Here is a 16,399-nt window from a genome sequence, read left to right as displayed (position 1 = left end):
GTGCGGGAGTAAAGCAGCTGAAGAAGTGGCGCCGCGCCAGGAAGATGACAAATTGCGTCCCTTTCGGCCATGGGCCTCGGCCTGACAGTACACAGTACTGTCAGACTGGTGAGGATTTGCCCGGTCGGCTGCACGTTACCCGCAGATTTGTCGCACACCCCGCCGCGGCCGGTAAATTGAATTCTGCCGCCGTTTGTGGTCTGTGCACGGTGCCTACCGGCAGAAAGGACCAGCGCGGTGTCGGACGCCCGCCCATTACACGCAGTTGATATCGCCCGCGCTCCCGCTGCGGCACCGGAGCTCTCGGTGGTGATCCCGATCTTTAACGAGGCGGCCAATATCGAGACGCTGCACGCGCGCCTTTCCCGTACCTTGCACGAGATGGGGTTGCGCTACGAGGTTTGGTACGTCGATGACGGCAGCACCGACGGCTCGCTCGCGGCACTGGCCCGCATCAGCGACACCGACGCCCACGTCGGGGTCATCGAGCTGACACGCAACTTCGGCCAGCATGCCGCCGTGCTCGCCGGCTTCGCGGCCGCCCGCGGCGAAATCATCGTTACGCTCGACGGCGACCTGCAAAACCCCCCAGAGGAAATCCCGCGCTTGGTGGCCAAGCTGGGCGAAGGCTACGAGGTGGTCGGCGGCTGGCGCGAGACCCGCCACGACCCGGCGTTCCGCAAGCTCGCCTCGCTCGTGATCAATGGGCTGACCTCGTTGGCCGTCGGCGTACAAATGCACGACTACGGCTGCATGCTGCGCGCCTATCGGCGCGAAATCGTGCGCCAGATCATCGATTGCGACGAACGCTCCAGTTTCATCCCGGCACTGGCCAACTCCCTGGCCAGGCGGACGGCGGAGATCGAGGTCGGGCACGCCGATCGTTTTAGCGGCAGCTCCAAGTATGGCCTGCTGAAGCTGATGCGGCTGTCGTTCGATTTGATGACCGGCTTCTCGCTGCTGCCGATTCAGATCGTCAGCCTGTCGGGGGTTCTGGTGGCGCTGGCCGGGATGGGTTTCGGGGTGTTCCTGCTGATCCGGCGGTTCTTCGTTGGCCCCGAGAGCGAGGGCGTGTTCACCCTGTTCGCGATCCTGTTTGTGTTTATCGGCGTGCTGATTCTGGCCGTGGGCCTGGTGGGCGAGTACGTCGGCCGCATCTACCTGGAAGTGCGCCGGCGACCGACTTACCGCATCCGCGCGATCCATCGGACGTGAGCCACGCCCGGCGGGTTACCATGCACTCGGTTGTCTTCGCCTATCACGACATCGGCTACGTGTGCCTGCAAGAGCTGCTGGCCACGGGTGATCCGATTGCGGCGGTGTTCACCCACGACGATGATCCCGGGGAGACGGTGTGGTTTCGCTCCGTGCGCGCACTTGCCGAGGAGCACGCGATACCCGTGTTCGCCCCGCCCAACGTCAACACCAGCGAGTGGCTCGCGCGCGTACGCCAGTGGGCGCCGGACTTCATCTTCTCCTTCTATTACCGCCAGCTGCTCGGGGCCGAGCTGCTGGCGATTCCGCCCGCGGGCGCGCTCAACCTCCACGGCTCGTTGCTGCCGCGCTACCGCGGCCGCTGCCCAGTGAACTGGGTGCTGATCCACGGCGAGCGCGAGACTGGCGTGACCTTGCACTACATGGAGGTCAAGCCCGACCGCGGCGACATCGTCGCTCAGCGCGCCGTCGCCATCGACGACGATGACACTGCCCTCACCTTGTTTCGCAAACTCACCGATGCTGCCGCCTGCCTGCTGCGCGAGACCTATCCCTTGTTGCGCGCCGGCCGGGCGCCGCGCCGGCCGCAGGATCAGCGCTGCGCCAGCTATTTCGGCGGGCGCAAAGCGGACGATGGCCGCATCAGCTGGACCCGCGATGCCACGACCATCCGCAATTTGGTGCGGGCGGTGACCCACCCGTACCCCGGCGCATTCGGATACTGGGGCGAGCGCAAGCTCCTGGTCTGGCAAGCCCAGCGCGTTGAGGCGCCGGCGGTAGCGGCACCGGCCGGGCAGGTGCTGGGCACGGACGATGGCCTGCTCGTGCAGACCGGCGACGGGGTGCTGCGCATCACGCGCGCGCAACTGGAAGGCGACCAGGGCGATGCGCCGGCGGCCGAGTGCGCGCGCCGGCACGGCATCACCCGAGGAGCGATGCTGACATGAAAGTTCTCATTACCGGCGGCGGCGGTTTCGTCGGCTCCCACCTCTCCGAGGCCTTGCTGGCGCGCGGCGACGAGGTCAGCATCCTCGACACCGGCAGCGTCAACAAGGTCCGCCACCTCATGACCAAGCGCGGCTTTCACTACATCCGCGACAGCGTCTTCAACAGCGAGATTCTCGAAGGGCTGATCGCCCGCGCCGACTTGGTCTATCACCTCGCTGCGGTGGTCGGCGTCGAGTACTACGTCGGCGACCCTTACGAGGTGCTCAACGTCAACGTCAACGGCACCCAGAACGTGCTCAAGCTCGCTTTCAAGCACGGCAAGAAGGTGGTGTTCGGTTCCACCTCCGAAGTCTACGGCCGTAACCCCAAGGTGCCCTGGCGCGAGGATGATGACCGCGTGCTCGGCTCCACCCGCATCGATCGCTGGTGCTACTCGACCTCGAAGGCGGTCGGCGAGCACTTCTGCTTCGCCTACCACAAGATGGGCCTGCCGGTGACGATCACGCGCTACTTCAACGTCTATGGCCCGCGGCTCGACAAGCTCGACGTCGGCCGCATCATCACCATCTTCATGGGCCAGGTGCTGCGCCACCAGCCGCTGACGGTGATCGGCGACGGCCAACAGACGCGCTGCTTCACCTACGTTGACGACGCCGTGCGCGCCACGGTGGCGGCGGGCGTGGCGCCCGACACCGACGGCGACGTCTTCAACATCGGCACCGCGGTGGAAACCTCGATCCTGGAGTTGGCCGAAACCATGATCCGCATCGCCGGCTCGCGCTCCACCATCAAGTTCGTCACCCAAGAGGCGGTCTACGGCTCCAGCTACGAAGACATTCCCCGCCGGGTGCCGGATAATTCCAAGATGGAACAGGTACTGGGGGTGAAGGCGGACACTAAGCTCGCCGACGGGCTGCGGCGCACCATCGAGTGGTTCCGCAGCATGCCGTCCTGACTCGCTTCTTTTCGCGCAAGGCTGACCGTGACAGCTCGGCTGGCTCTCAAGGTTGACGTCGACACTCACGCCGGCTTGCAACGCGGCGTGCCCGCGCTGCAGCAGCTGTTCGCCCGGCTGCAGCTGCCGGCGAGCTTCTTCGTTGCCTGCGGGCCGGACCACTCGGGGCGGGCGATTCGGCGCATTATGCGGCCGGGTTTTCTCGCCAAGATGCGGCGCACCAACGCGGTCGGCATGTATGGCTGGCGCACCGTGCTGTACGGGACGCTGCTGCCGGGGCCGCAGATCGCGCGCGCGTTTCCGCAGCAGCTGCGAGAACTGGAGGCGGCCGGGCATGAGGTCGGCGTACACGGTTACGATCACGTCTACTGGCAGGATCGACTACCGCGGTTGTCGCTGGCGCAGGTGCGCGCCGAATTCCGCCGCGGGTGCGAAGTCTACGCCGACATCCTCGGCCATCGGCCACGCTCGTTTGCGGCCCCGGGCTGGCAGTGCACGGCGAATAGCCTCGCATGCGAGGATGAAGCCGGCTTGCTCTACCACAGCGACACTCGCGGGCTGATGCCTTACCGCGCACGGCTGGGCAGCCGGGTGTTCGCCACGCCCGAGATCCCCAGCACCTGGCCGACCTTGGATGAAACCTACGGTGAGGTCAGCACCGAGCCCGCCGCCCTCATCCGCCATTACCGCAGCTGCCTGCGCGACGGCCTGAACGTGCACACGATTCACGCCGAGGTCGAGGGCATGGCACACCTCGGCCTGTTCGCCGAGTTGCTGGCGGCTTTAAGAGCGGAGGTGATGTTCGTTCGCTTGGATGCCGAGGCCGCGCGACTCGACCGGGCGGCATTGCCGGTACATGACTTACAGCCTCGGCCGATCGCCGGCCGGCACGGAACGGTAGCGACCCAAGTATGATCGAGGCAGAGATGGGCACTGAAGCAATCACGCCGGCAGCCGCGGCGCCCGGCGCGACGCCTGCCCCGTGGCTACCGCTGTGGGCGAAGGTGCTGTTCGTGCTCGCGCTGGTCGCCGCCTACACCTTCTCGCTCGACCTCGGCGCCTTGGCCGAGCCCGACGAACCGCGCTACGCCGAGATCGCGCGCGAGATGCTGGTGCGGCACGACTTCGTCACGCCGACGCTGAACTTCGTGAAGTACTTCGAGAAGCCGCCGCTGGTGTACTGGTTGACCGCCATCGCCTTCGGGCTGCTGGGCGTAAGTGATTGGGCTGCCCGTCTGGTACCGGTGCTCTCGGCGCTCGCCACGCTGGCGCTGACTTGGGCCGTCGGTCGCCACGCTTATGGCCGTTGGGTCGGGTTCGCGGGCATGGCCTTGCTGGCGACCTCGCCGTTGTATTTCGCCATGGGGCAGACGCTCACGCTCGACCTGCCGTTGACCGCTTGTCTGACCACCGCGCTGGCAGCGTGCTGGTTCGGTTATCATTCCGCCGATCACCAGCGACAGTGGTACCGTGTAATGTACTTGGCCGCAGCCTTGGCGGTACTAACCAAGGGCCCGGTGGCGGTGGTGCTGATCGGAGCCGTTGTCGCCGGCTTCCTCCTGGTGCAACGCGACGGGCGCGGGTTGCGGCAGCTGCTGGATCCGCTCGGCCTGCTGCTGTTCTTCGCGGTCGCGCTGCCGTGGTTCGTTGCGGTCAGCCTGCGCAACCCGGAGTTCGTCGACTTCTTCGTCATCGACCAGCACTTCAAGCGCTACCTGGCGCCACGCGAGCACCGCCAGCCGGTGTGGTTCTATCTGCCGGTGGTGTTCGCCTCGATGCTGCCGTGGACCGCGGCGCTGCTGCTGGCACCGGGGTGGTGGCCGGCAGCACGGCAGCTGCGGGCCTGGTCGTCGGGCACTTGGTACTGCCTGCTGTGGGCCGGTGTCGTCATCGGGTTCTTCAGCCTCTCTGGTTCCAAGCTGGTGACGTACATTCTGCCCGCGCTGCCGCCACTGGCGATCGTGAGCGCCCGCGCGTTGCAACAGGCGCTGGCCCAGGGCGCGCGGTTGCAAGGCTACCTGGGGCGGCTGTTCACGCTGCTGGGTTGGATCGTCATAGCCGGTGCCGCGATTGCCGGGCTGCTGCGTGTTCACCCGGTGGTGGCCGAGATCATCGGCGCGCTCTGTGGCGGTGGCTTGATGCTCGTGGTCACGGGCTGGCTGATCAGGCGCCAGCGGGACGAGTGGCGGGGCCTGGCGGTGGCGGTGTGCGGCATGTTGGCGTTCCTCTCCCTGGCCATGAGCGCGCGCGATGTCACCAGCAGTTATCGGGCGCTCGGCCGCGCCCTTCACCAGCGCGCGCAAGCGAGTGACTTGGTGGTGGTGTATGGTCACTACGTGCAGGGCATCCCGTTGTACAGCCAGCGCCGGGTGATCATGGTGCGCGCTTGGGGCGAGTTGGATTTCGGCAGCCGCCAAGGTGATCAGCGCGCGTACTTCTGGCCCGGTGACGATCAACTCGTCGAGGCCTGGGCGTCGCCGGCGCGGATGTTTCTGGTCATCAACCGCGTCGAGCTGGCGCCCTTGCGCCCGCGGCTCGATCCGGCTCCGATCGAAATCGCGGCCGAAGGCAAGAAGGTCTTGCTCGTCAACCAGCCGTTGCCATGAACAGCGAAGAACCGATCGCGGCAGCAGCGGAGATCTCCCCGGAGCCGGTGCCGCACCGGCGGCTGCCGTTGCTCGCCGGCGCGCTGGTGCTGGTTGTGCTCTGGGGCGGGTTGCAGTTGTGGGGTCTGGGCCGGACGCCGTTTCACACCCACGGCGAAGCGCGCGAGGCGCTGGTGGTCTGGCAGATGACCCACGGCGGCGGCTGGATTCTGCCTCGGCGCGACGGGCCGACCGGCATCGAGCTGCCGTCGAAGCCGCCGCTGTTTCATTGGCTAGCAGCGCTGACCGCGCTGGTGCACGGCGGCACCGCCGAGGGCAGCATTCGACTGCCCTCGGCGGCGCTCTCGTTGGGCGGCGTACTGGCCACCTACGCGGCCGGCGTCGCGCTGTGGGGGTTGCCAGCCGGCATGTTCGGCGCGGTGATCACGATGACCAGCTTCGAGTGGCAGCGCGCCGCCACCAGCGCGCGGGTCGACATGGCGCTCACGTTCGGGCTGCTGGGCGCCTTGTTCTCGTACCTGTTCTTCGTTCGTAGTCAGGGCCACCGGCGCTGGCTGGTGCCGTTCTACGGCGCGATGGCGTTCGCCACCTTGGCCAAAGGGCCGGTGGGAGTTGCGCTGCCGGCGCTGGTGATCGCGGCCAGCTGCGCCGTACGGCGAGACACTACACCGCTGCGGCAGCTGCGGCTGGGGCGTGGCCTGCTGGCCGTCGCCGTGATCACCGGGCTCTGGTACCTGCTGGCGTTGATCATTGGTGGCTTCGACTTCTTCGGCAAACAGGTCTTGAACGAAAACCTGTTCCGGATGTTCGACGCGACCGAGTACGAAGGCGGGCACCGCCATGGGCCGCTGTACCTGCTCGGCGGCTTGGCGGCCGGATTCCTGCCGTGGACGCTGTTCCTGCCCGGCGCGGCGGTGGGCTTGTGGCGCGCCCGGCGCGAGCTGATGGCCGGTGATTGGCGCGGGTATCTGCTGCTGTGGGTCGCCGCGGTGTTCGGGCTCTACGCCCTCGCGGTGAGCAAGCGCAGCGTGTACCTGCTCGCGCTCTATCCGGCGTTGGGCCTGTTACTCGGCCAGTGGTGGGCAAGCGCCCTGAGCACTACGGTGGGCGATTTGGAGCCGGCTTGGTGGCGAGCGGTGCTGCGGCTCGTCGCGCTGTTAGTGGCGGCGCTGATGCTCGTGCTGATGGCAGTGACTGGAATCGAAGCGCTGGGGCTGCGGCTGGTGGAAACGGCCGGCGCTGGCTGGGCCGGCGAGGCGGCCCTGTACAGCCGCTGGGTTGGCGAGGTGCTGCACGCGCAGCCAGCCGGCATTCTCGCATTGCTGGCGGCTGCCGCCGTATCGTTGTGGGGCTTGGCCTTGGCGTTGCGCCGGCCCGGCCGCTGGGCGCTGGCCTTTGCCGCGATGGTGGGCGCAGCCTGCGCCGGTTCGGTGCTGACCCAACAGATCGTGTTGCCGCAGATCGCCGCGCACAAGACCTATCGCGACTTCATGACCGCGGTCAGGCAAGTGGTCGGGCAAGAGCCGATCGCTTTCCACCGTACCTTCGAGTATGTGGCGGTCTTCTACTGGGGCGGCCATCTCGCCAGCTACCAAGGCGAGCTGACGGACGCCGCCCCCCGTTACTTGCTGATGGCGCGCGCCGATTGGGAGCAACTGGCAGCGCCGCAGCGCGGGCGCTTCGAGCGGGTGGAGCTGCCCGCTGGGTTGGAGGACGGCAACCGGCGCCGTCTGCTCTTGCTGCGCCGGCACGACGGCTAGGCTGCCCACCACGAGCGCTTTTCAAGGAGTTGAGCTGATGACAACAACCATCCCCTTACTCGACCTCAAGCGCGAGCGCGCGGCCATCGCCGCCGAGGTGTCGCGCTGTTGGAGTGATACCCTCGCCGAGATGCATCTACTCAAGGGCCCTAACACCACCGCTTTCGAGCAGGAAATCGCCGCCTATATCGGCGTACCTCACGCCGTCGGCGCTTCCTCCGGAACCGATGCGCTGGCGCTGGGCTTGTGGGCGCTCGGCGTCGGTGCGGGCACCGAGGTGATCCTGCACGCCAACGGCTTTTGTGCCGACGTCGAGGCCATCCGTATGACCGGGGCCCAGCCGGTGCTGGTGGATGTGGAGGATAACGGTTTGGGCCCCGACTTGGCCCAGGTCGAGCGGGCGATCACGCCGCGCACGCGAGCGCTGATGGTGGTGCACATGTACGGTAGCCCGCTGCAGCTGGAGCCGGTGTTAGAGTTGGCGCGCGCCCACAACCTGGCCGTCGTAGAAGACGCTTCCCATGCTCACGGCGCCGCGCGCGATGGCCGCAAAGTCGGCAGCTTCGGTGCCGTCGGCTGCTTCAGTGCCGGGGTGGTCAAGAATCTCGGCGCCTACGGCGACGCCGGCTTCATCACCACCGCGGATGCCGAGCTCGCCAAGCGGGTGCGGCTGTTCCAAACCCACGGGCAGGAGCGCAAGAGCCATCACGTGGTCTACGGCGGCAACTACCGGCTCGACGAGATTCAGGCGGCGGTGCTGCGCATCAAGCTGCGCTCGCTCGAGGCCCGCAACCAGCGCCGGCGCGAGATCGCCGCCGGCTACAGCCGGCACTTCGCCCCGCTCGGTGTCGGCGTACCGCTCGAAGGCCCCGGCGAAGTACATGTCTACCATCAGTACGTGATCCGCACGCCGCGGCGCGACGCACTGGCGGCGCACCTCAAAGCGGCCGGCATCGAGACCGGCATCCACTACCCCGAGCCTTTGCACCGCCAGGTGGCGTGGCTGCGCGACTACGGCGAAGGCCCGGCCTTAGCGCGGGCCGAGCGGCTGGCCCAGGAAATCTTGTCACTGCCGGTGTTCCCGGACCTCAGCGATGCCGAAGTGCAGCGCGTGATCGACGCCGTTGCCGGGTTCTTCCGCCGATGAGATCAGCGCTACGCAACGTCGAGTCGGCGCCACCCGCGTTGTCGGTGGTGGTGCCGGTGTACAATGAGGCCGGCAACGCCGGCGCGCTGTGTCAGGAGATTGGTTCGGTGGTACAAGCGCTGGCGCCGGAGTTCGAGATCATCTTCGTCAATGACGGCAGCCGCGACGCCACCTTGGCTGAGCTACGCGCGCTGGCAGCCGCGGAGCCGCGCCTGCGCATCGTCGACCTCGACGGCAACTTCGGCGAGGCGGCGGCGCTGTCGGCGGGCTTCCACGCCGCCCGCGGCAACTACGTGGTGACGCTCGACGGCGACGGGCAGAACGACCCGCACGACATCCCACAGCTGCTCGAGACGCTGCACGCCCGTGGTGTGCGCGTGGTCTCGGGCTGGCGACAGCGGCGCCAGGAGAGCACCTTGCTGCGCGTGCTGCCGTCACGCATCGCCAACGCCCTGATCTCGGCCGTAACCCGGCTGCCGGTGCACGACAACGGCTGTGGGCTGAAGGTGTACGAGCGCGCGCTGCTCGCCGGCATTCAGCTGCCCAAGGGGATTCACCGCTTCTTGCCGGCAATTCTCGGGGTGCGGCCACACCAAGTGGCCGAGGTGGCGGTGAATGACCGCCGCCGCCAGCACGGCGAGTCACACTACGGCATCAGCCGCACGCTGATTGTCGCGCGCGACGTGCTGGCGATTCGCTTCATGATCGCCAACCCGAGCCTGTTCGCGCCGATCTTCGCCGGGCTGACCGTGCTGGCCGGTGCGGCGGTGCTCGCCGCGCTGGCATCCGGCGCCGTGTTGGCGGCGATGATCGCGCTGCTCACCGACGCTGGCGCCGCCATGGTGTGGTGGAACCTGCACCGCTTCAACCGGGCCCAACGCGACGGCGTCTATCGCGTCCGTTGCGAGTACCGGGGCACTGGTTGCGATCGACCGGCGGCTGGGGAAGGCCAAACCGGGCAACCCCGCGACCGCGCGGCGGCCGGGGCCTAGCTCACGCTAGGGCGAGCCCAGCGCGCTTTTTCTTCGGCGGATTAAGGAGGCAATTCAGGTGGCAGACGTTGGCATTGGAGTGGTTGGCCTGGGCTACTGGGGCGAAAAGCTGTTGCGCACCTTCGGGCGCACGCCGGGGTTGCGGGTGGTGGCGGTGTGCGACGGCGACGCGGCGCGACTGCAGGCCGCCGGCGTCGGCGCGCGGGTGTTCACCGACACCGCCGCCCTGTGCGCCGATCCGGCGGTGACGGCCGTGGCCGTGGCGACGCCGCCGTCGACCCACTTCGATTTGGCGCGCCTGGCGTTGCGCGCCGGCAAGCACTGCTGGGTGGAGAAGCCGCTGGCGTTGCGTGCCCAGGAGGCGCGCGAGCTGGTGGCGCTGGCCCGCGCCAATGCGCTCACGCTCTTCGTTGACGAGACGTTTCTCTACGACCCGCTGGTACAAACGGCCAAGCAATGGATCGACAGCGGCCGCTTGGGCCGCCTTTATCACTTGTCGTTTGAGCGGCTGGGCATGGGCCGGATTCGGCGCGACTCCAACGTGTGGTGGAACTCGGCGCCCCACGATCTTGCCATCCTGCGCTACCTGGCGCCGGCGGAGGTGGACTCGATCCGCGTCGAGCAGTTCACCTATCTTCAACCCAATCTAGCCGATATGGCCGTGGCCACGGTACGTCTGAGCGACGGCGTATCGGCGCACGTTTACCTCAGCTGGCTCTCGCCCGTGAAAGCCGCCAGCGTGGTGGTGGTGGGTTCGCAAGGCATGCTGCAGTTCGAGGGCCGCTTCGGCCAGCGCAAACTCACCTTCTTCGATTACACCGTCACCGACCCCGCCACAGTGCTGGACAACGTCGTGCCCATCCCGCGCTTCGAGCCGGCGGAGGTCGTCCCGGGCGGTAACGAGGAGCCGTTGGCGCTGGCAGCGCAAGCCTTCGTTGGATCGATCGGCTCGGGCGTGGCGGCGCCGAGTGCCGGTGTGTACTCGGCGCGGGTGGTGGAGCTGCTGGAAGCAGCCGAGGCATAACCCCGCGCCCGGGGCGCAGCCGTCACCAGGATTGCTGTCTTTGGTCATCCGGTGACGTTCCAGCGCCCCAGCCGGGGAGCTAGAGTGAGGCGCTTAGTCCTGCCGCGGCGGGCAAGGGAGCCAACATGAAAACCGAGCAAGTCAAGAAACAAACTGAAGTGGTCGTGGTCGGTTCCGGGCCGGGTGGGGCCACCGCCGCGCGCCAGCTGGCGCGCGCCGGCAAGAAGGTCATTCTGCTCGAACGCGGGCAGGATTACCGCCGCAAAGCATACTACGGCACTTATGTTGGCGCGCTTACCTACGCCGATCGCCACACCTTGCTGTTCACCAAAGAAGGGTTGAACGTCATCCGGCCATTGATGCTGGGCGGCGCCACCAGCATGTACTGCGGTTCGGCGGCTCGGCCGCCGGCATGGGTGAAGGAGCGCTACGGCATCGATTTGGATGCGTACATCGACGAGACCATTGCCGAAATCGGGATCGCGCCCCTAGCGCCGGCCGAGCGCGGCAAGGCCTCGACCCGGATTGCCGAGGCGGCGCTCGCGCTCGGGTATCAGTGGGAGCCGCTGATGAAGTTCATTCGCCCGGCGCGCAGCTCACATTTCAGTTGCGGGGCGAAGTGCATGCTGGGCTGCCGCTGCGGCGCTAAGTGGAACGCGGCGGAGTGGGTCGATCAAGCGGTGGCGGCCGGCTGCGAGCTGATGACCGAAGCGCGCGTGGACGATCTGATCATCGAAGGCGGCCAGGTCGGCGGGGTGCGCGGGAAGTTGGCCGGCCAGCCGTTCGAGGTTGCAGCCGAGGTGGTGGTGCTCGCCGCCGGCGGCATCGGCACGCCGCTAATCTTGCAGCGCGCCGGCTTCTTCGAGGCCGGGCGCGGCCTGGCGATGGACACCACGGTGATGGTCTGCGGCTTGTCGCAAGACCAGGGCATCGGCGAGGAGCCGCCGATGACGTGGGGGTACACCAACGACGAGGTCGGCTACATGCTCAGCACCTTGATCGATCCGTGGCTGTTGTTCCCGATGATGGCGGTGCTCAAGAGTCCGCGCCACCTCTTCAAGTGGCCGGCGTGGAGCCGCGCACTGGGCGTGATGATCAAGATCAAGGACGAAGTTTCCGGCGGCGTCACGCTCGACGGCGATATCTCCAAGCCGATGACGGAGCGCGATCAGTTCCGGCTGAACCACGGCGCCATCGTGGCGCACCGGATTCTGGCGCGCGCGGGCGCCGACCCCGACTCCATCTTCATCACCCCGCTGCGCGGTACCCACCCCAGCGCCACCGTGCGCATCGGCGAACTGCTCGACGAGCACTTGCAGACCAAGGTCGAGAACCTCTACGTCTGTGATGCCAGCACCTTCCCGGAGGCGCTCGACCGGCCCACCGTGCTCACCATCATCGGACTGGCTAAACGACTGGCGGCCCACCTGCTGGCGCGCGGCAACACGCTGAGAAACTCCGGCACGGCCGCCGCGCCCACCTAGGCCGTTGCGCTGTTCCACGCAAACTCCCCGCTCTCGAAGGCGAGCTGCCGGTAATCAATTGGGATGCCGCCCAGGTCGGAAACGGCCGATGCCCCTCGTGCGGAACTGGTCCAGCCCGGCGAGGCGCCCAAGCTGCAATAGTGCCGACCCGACCCCGCCTGCCGCGCCCTGCTCGGGCCAGCGCTAAACGCAAGCCCTGACCCCTGTCGGGGTCAGTTCGATCGGAATGGGGTCGGAGATGCGATCGCCGGCGTCGCTCCAGACGGTTCCGAGGAGATACGGCTTGCCCTCGAGATCGACAATGCGGCCGGCGTAAGGACGGTCGGGCATGTCTGCGGGCAGCACCGGCTCCGGGCTGGCGACGCGAAATGGTCCGAGGGGAGTGTCGCCAATCATCGCGTACATGTTGCCGCCCTGCTGGTTCGCTCTCGCTGGCGTGTTGGACAGCAGCAAGTCACCAAGTGTGGAGAAGATGAGGTAGTAGCGCCCGGAGCCGGCAACGACTTGCGGGCACTCCAGCTCCTCGGCGAACAGCTCGACGTCGAGCGGCGGCAGCACATCCCAGGTTGTCATGTCGCGGCTGCGCGCCACCCCGACGGTTCCGGCCGGGCTGTCATTGCCCTTTGCCGTGGCGCAGACGAGCTGATACACGAAGCCGTCGGCCTCGAAGAGAAACGGGTCGCGCCAGTGGGGCAACGGGCGTCGGCCGCGGCTGGTCGCGGCGTAGTAGTGCTCATCTATCGTGGTGATCGGATTGCCCGCGGCCTTTTGCCAGTCGTGCAGGTTGTGCGATACGGCGAGGCCGACAGCCGGCTGCGGCCCGAACCAGTTGCCGGTGTACGCCATCCAGAAGCAACCGCCGCGATTCAAGACGGAACCGGTAGCCAGGCAAATCCCGTCCCAGGCCTCCGCCGATCCGCGGCTCAGAACGATGCCGTGGTAGACCCAGTTGGTCAGGTCGAAGCTCGAAGCGCGAGCGATGTCCCAGGCCATGTGCCGCGTCGTCGTGTCGGGGCAGATGAGGAAGAAGCAGTGCACCTGCTCGCCGTCGACGTAGTACCAAGAGTCGCCAAGGTGATGACCGGGAATCCGCAGCATCGTTCACCGAAAGATACGATCGCGCGTCATTGTGGCGGTGGCGCGCCGGCGACGCAACCGGCCGAGCGCCGGCGGCGAGTTGCGCTCGCCGCGCAAACCGGGCAACAGGCACGCGGTGGAGACCGAAGCATGAGCGAGCAACCGATCGTGGTGTTCACCGACGGCGCCGCCAAGGGCAATCCCGGGCCCGGCGGTTGGGGGGTGGTCATCGCCACCCCCAGCGGCCAGGTCACCGAGCTCGGAGGTGGCGCTGCGAACACGACGAACAATCAGATGGAACTGACCGCGGCCATCGCCGCGCTGCGGCGCCTGCGCCGCACGCCGGGCGCGCTGGCGATCCACACCGACTCCACGTACCTCATCAACGGTATCCGCGAGTGGATCCGGGCGTGGCGCAAGCGCGGCTGGAAGACGGCCGAGGGCAACGATGTACTCAACCGCGAGCTGTGGGAGGCGTTAGCGAGCCTGGTCGCCGCGCGCGGCAAAGGCGGCATCACGTGGCACTACGTCCGCGGCCACTTCGGCATCCCGGGCAACGAGCGGGTCGACGAGATCGCCAACGCCTACGCCCGCAAACGCCACGTCGATCTCTACCACGGCCCACTGCTGCGCTACCCGCTGCCGATCTTTGATGTTCCCGAAGACACCGGCGTGCCTCGGCGCGCAGCCGGCGCGGCAACGAGCAGCACCGGCAAGGTTGCGGCGCACTCGTATCTGAGCGTCGTCGACGGCAAAGCTATGCGTCACGCGAGCTGGGCCGACTGCGAGCGTCGCGTGAAAGGCCGTTCCGGCGCGAAGTTCAAGAAGGCAATGAGCGCGGCCGACGAGGCGGCGATCCTGCGCGCGTGGGGATATGGGACGGAGGACCTGTGAGATCGGCCCCCGAAGAAGTCCGCTGAGTGCGCTCTACTGTTGCGGCCGCGCCTGGTTTCGCCCAACGCCGGCTCACGGCAGCGTCCCACGGGAGACACCCGATCGCCTGCACGACGGCGTCCAGCCACTGCTGGAGTTGCGTGCGCTTGCGTCCGGCGGGCAGCAAGAGCGCCCCGATGCACAACTCGCCCAAGACGACAGAGTCCACCACGAAGTTGCCTTCGTTGCTGCTCAGCCAGTCCACCTTGGGGCTCGGCGCGAGCTTAGTCGGCTCGCTGAGCACGTTGGCATCAACCAGATAAGTCATCCGAGTCTTGGACCCCGGATGTCGTCGGTCGTTTCCTTACGCTTCGCCGGCTTGAACCAGCCTTTGGCTGGGCCTGCGAGCAGCAGCTGCTCGTGCCCGGACGATTCGTCACCGACATCTCCCCGAACCGGCGTTGACCCGCACGCTCACCGATGTCAATCGGGGGACTTCAAGCTGAAGGATCGCTCAGCGCTGACAGCTCGGCCCGACTTGGTCTCACACGCACGACCATGGCAGCGCGGTCACGCGGCTGCTCAGCGCCAGCGGAGTGCGACAGCGACAGATCAGATAGCCGTGCCGGGCGTGGCGCGGGTGTTCACGCAAGAACGCCAGCAGATGCCGCGCGTCCGCCAGCGCCGGGTGCTCCGTCCATTTGACCTCGACGGGGGTGAGGCGGCCCCGGTGGGCAATGATGAAATCCACCTCCGCGCCGGCCTTGGTGCGCAAGTAATGGAGCTTGCCCGAGCCGAGATACCGCAGGCGTTTCCACAACTCGATCCCCACCCATTGCTCGAACACGGGACCGGGGTTGGCCTGCACCGCCGCGGTCTCCAGCGGCAGCTCAGCAGCCGCGTTGCGCACCCCGACGTCGAAGAAATAGAAGCGCTCCGTCGACAACAGGCTCTTGCGCGGGCTGCCCGAGAACGCCGTCACCCGAAACCCGAGAAACATGTCTTCCAGCAACTGATAGTAGCTCTTCACGGTCGGCAGACTCACCCCGGCCTCACGAGAGACGCCGGCGTAGTTGATCATCTGACCAGCCTCGGCCGCGGCCAGTTGCAGAAACCGGGCGAACGCCGGCCAGTTCTTCACCAGCGCCTCACGGCGGAGTTCCTCTTCCAGATAGACCACCGTGTAGGCACGGAGGAGCTCGGCACGCTGGGAGCGCGCGGCGGTCGCCACGACGGGGAGCTCGCCGAAGAGCAACCGCTCGAACAACTCCGCCTCCGCAAACCACGGCTCACGTACCGGACCGGGCGCCGGCATCGGTAAGGGGCCCGGTGGCTGCGGCCGTGCCTCCGGCGCCCTTGCCGGCGGCCGTTCCACCAGCAGGAGGGGATACAGATGGTGCAAGAAACTGCGGCCCGGCAGCAGATTGGCGCCAGTCACTCGCAGCTTGCGGGCGGAGCTGCCGCATAACACGAAGCGCCAGCGACGCTGGTCCGAATCATAGAGATGCTGCACGGCATCGAAGATCGCCGGTACGTTCTGCGCTTCGTCGACCACCACCGTCGCCCGCCGCGCCGAGCGCGGCAGCGCGCGGCACTGCTGCACGAGACGATCGGGATTGCGCAAGTACTCCGCCCGCTCGGCGGGGCGGGAGAAGTCGAGCCAGACGGCCGCATCCGGCAACAGCGCCCGCAACAGCGTGGACTTGCCGGTCTGCCGCGCACCAAAGACGAGATGCACGTACGGGGCGCCGAACTTCTTCTGCCAGCGCGGCGCTACCCAGCGACCAAACATACGGCGGAGTTTATAATGAGCCGACGAATATAAAGTCAACCTCACGGGTTCTCCGGCCGCGGTCCACCACCGAGGTTGATAAGCCGCAGCGCCATATCGACCTTGCGCCAGAAGTCCGCGTCGCCGATCGTGAGGAAAGTCGCCTGAGCCTGCGGATGGAGCAGGCTCGGAATCGCGTCGTCTCTTATCACCGCGCCGGGGAGCGAGAACGATGAAAGGGTACTTCACGCAGGTGCGGCCGAACAGGGATGACGCCGGATGAGCTTCTCAATCGCCTGATCTCGGCTTGGCGTAACGCGCAGAGATGAGGGGCATGGTCTCCGGTCGTCTGCTCCAGGAACCCTGACGAATCAGCTTCTCATGGCTTCTTGCGGGGGTGCCCCACGGGCAATGGCATTCGCTTACGTTTGAGCAAATAGGACTGGTTGTTCGGTAACGACGCAAGCCACTGAGCTTGTGGCAGTTTTCGGCAGAGCGAAGGACTTTGCAATTTCTCGCTTGACCTTTGGCCGCTTTTCGGGCAAGG

General features: G+C 67.0%; 13 protein-coding genes. 11 read left to right on the top strand and 2 right to left on the bottom strand.

All coding sequences use genetic code 11. The features are described from left to right. The first annotated feature begins 270 nt into the window (after positions 1 to 270). From HY699_12670 to HY699_12625, 10 genes are all read left to right on the top strand, one after another. Positions 271 to 1,215: a glycosyltransferase gene (locus HY699_12670; protein ID MBI4516657.1), complete on the top strand. Its 945-nt coding sequence runs from the start codon at positions 271 to 273 to the stop codon at positions 1,213 to 1,215. A 20-nt stretch (positions 1,216 to 1,235) separates the two neighbouring features. Beyond that, positions 1,236 to 2,162, top strand: a complete 927-nt coding sequence (locus HY699_12665; GenBank protein ID MBI4516656.1) for a formyltransferase — start codon at positions 1,236 to 1,238, stop codon at positions 2,160 to 2,162. Continuing rightward, a complete protein-coding gene (locus HY699_12660; GenBank protein MBI4516655.1) occupies positions 2,159 to 3,118 on the top strand; it encodes an NAD-dependent epimerase/dehydratase family protein in 960 nt (319 codons plus the stop codon). The genes HY699_12665 and HY699_12660 overlap by 4 nt, the downstream gene beginning before the upstream one ends. A 27-nt stretch (positions 3,119 to 3,145) precedes the next feature. Beyond that, positions 3,146 to 4,033: a 4-deoxy-4-formamido-L-arabinose-phosphoundecaprenol deformylase gene (locus tag HY699_12655; protein MBI4516654.1), complete on the top strand. Its 888-nt coding sequence runs from the start codon at positions 3,146 to 3,148 to the stop codon at positions 4,031 to 4,033. A gap of 11 nt (positions 4,034 to 4,044) precedes the next feature. Continuing rightward, positions 4,045 to 5,724: a glycosyltransferase family 39 protein gene (locus tag HY699_12650; protein MBI4516653.1), complete on the top strand. Its 1,680-nt coding sequence runs from the start codon at positions 4,045 to 4,047 to the stop codon at positions 5,722 to 5,724. After that, a complete protein-coding gene (locus tag HY699_12645; protein MBI4516652.1) occupies positions 5,721 to 7,484 on the top strand; it encodes a glycosyltransferase family 39 protein in 1,764 nt (587 codons plus the stop codon). Before HY699_12650 ends, HY699_12645 begins: the two co-directional genes overlap by 4 nt. A 37-nt stretch (positions 7,485 to 7,521) precedes the next feature. Next, the gene (locus tag HY699_12640; GenBank protein ID MBI4516651.1) at positions 7,522 to 8,631 is read left to right on the top strand and encodes a DegT/DnrJ/EryC1/StrS family aminotransferase; all 1,110 of its coding nucleotides are present in this window, start codon (positions 7,522 to 7,524) and stop codon (positions 8,629 to 8,631) included. After that, complete coding sequence (locus HY699_12635; GenBank protein MBI4516650.1) at positions 8,628 to 9,623, top strand: glycosyltransferase family 2 protein; 996 nt, start codon at positions 8,628 to 8,630, stop codon at positions 9,621 to 9,623. Before HY699_12640 ends, HY699_12635 begins: the two co-directional genes overlap by 4 nt. A 58-nt stretch (positions 9,624 to 9,681) precedes the next feature. Continuing rightward, positions 9,682 to 10,647 carry a Gfo/Idh/MocA family oxidoreductase gene (locus tag HY699_12630; GenBank protein MBI4516649.1) on the top strand — a complete coding sequence of 322 codons (966 nt, stop codon included), beginning with the start codon at positions 9,682 to 9,684 and terminating at the stop codon, positions 10,645 to 10,647. Between the two features lie 125 nt (positions 10,648 to 10,772). Continuing rightward, positions 10,773 to 12,131 carry a GMC family oxidoreductase gene (locus tag HY699_12625; protein MBI4516648.1) on the top strand — a complete coding sequence of 453 codons (1,359 nt, stop codon included), beginning with the start codon at positions 10,773 to 10,775 and terminating at the stop codon, positions 12,129 to 12,131. A gap of 183 nt (positions 12,132 to 12,314) precedes the next feature. On the opposite strand, the gene HY699_12620 is transcribed toward HY699_12625, so the two are convergent. Then, positions 12,315 to 13,229, bottom strand: a complete 915-nt coding sequence (locus HY699_12620; protein ID MBI4516647.1) for a hypothetical protein — start codon at positions 13,227 to 13,229, stop codon at positions 12,315 to 12,317. A 129-nt stretch (positions 13,230 to 13,358) separates the two neighbouring features. Between HY699_12620 and rnhA the strand changes: the two genes are divergently transcribed. Continuing rightward, positions 13,359 to 14,102, top strand: coding sequence for a ribonuclease HI (gene rnhA, locus HY699_12615; protein MBI4516646.1), 744 nt, complete (start codon positions 13,359 to 13,361; stop codon positions 14,100 to 14,102). 523 nt (positions 14,103 to 14,625) lie between these two features. On the opposite strand, the gene HY699_12610 is transcribed toward rnhA, so the two are convergent. Further along, positions 14,626 to 15,873 carry an ATP-binding protein gene (locus HY699_12610; GenBank protein ID MBI4516645.1) on the bottom strand — a complete coding sequence of 416 codons (1,248 nt, stop codon included), beginning with the start codon at positions 15,871 to 15,873 and terminating at the stop codon, positions 14,626 to 14,628. Positions 15,874 to 16,399 lie beyond the last annotated feature (526 nt).

The sequence above is a fragment of the Deltaproteobacteria bacterium genome, from assembly GCA_016210005.1.
Taxonomy (GTDB): domain Bacteria; phylum Desulfobacterota; class Binatia; order HRBIN30; family JACQVA1; genus JACQVA1.
The sequence above is the reverse complement of the archived record's forward strand: the minus strand, read 5'-3'. Positions and strand labels throughout refer to the sequence as shown.

What these genes read in the sequence shown, in the direction of transcription:
- HY699_12610 (MBI4516645.1), bottom strand. Translation starts at nt 15,873, where the DNA reads ATGTTTGGTCGCTGGGTAGCGCCGCGCTGGCAGAAGAAGTTCGGCGCC.
- HY699_12635 (MBI4516650.1), top strand. Translation starts at nt 8,628, where the DNA reads ATGAGATCAGCGCTACGCAACGTCGAGTCGGCGCCACCCGCGTTGTCG.
- HY699_12650 (MBI4516653.1), top strand. Translation starts at nt 4,045, where the DNA reads ATGGGCACTGAAGCAATCACGCCGGCAGCCGCGGCGCCCGGCGCGACG.
- HY699_12645 (MBI4516652.1), top strand. Translation starts at nt 5,721, where the DNA reads ATGAACAGCGAAGAACCGATCGCGGCAGCAGCGGAGATCTCCCCGGAG.
- HY699_12625 (MBI4516648.1), top strand. Translation starts at nt 10,773, where the DNA reads ATGAAAACCGAGCAAGTCAAGAAACAAACTGAAGTGGTCGTGGTCGGT.
- HY699_12665 (MBI4516656.1), top strand. Translation starts at nt 1,236, where the DNA reads ATGCACTCGGTTGTCTTCGCCTATCACGACATCGGCTACGTGTGCCTG.
- HY699_12640 (MBI4516651.1), top strand. Translation starts at nt 7,522, where the DNA reads ATGACAACAACCATCCCCTTACTCGACCTCAAGCGCGAGCGCGCGGCC.
- HY699_12620 (MBI4516647.1), bottom strand. Translation starts at nt 13,229, where the DNA reads ATGCTGCGGATTCCCGGTCATCACCTTGGCGACTCTTGGTACTACGTC.
- HY699_12660 (MBI4516655.1), top strand. Translation starts at nt 2,159, where the DNA reads ATGAAAGTTCTCATTACCGGCGGCGGCGGTTTCGTCGGCTCCCACCTC.
- rnhA (MBI4516646.1), top strand. Translation starts at nt 13,359, where the DNA reads ATGAGCGAGCAACCGATCGTGGTGTTCACCGACGGCGCCGCCAAGGGC.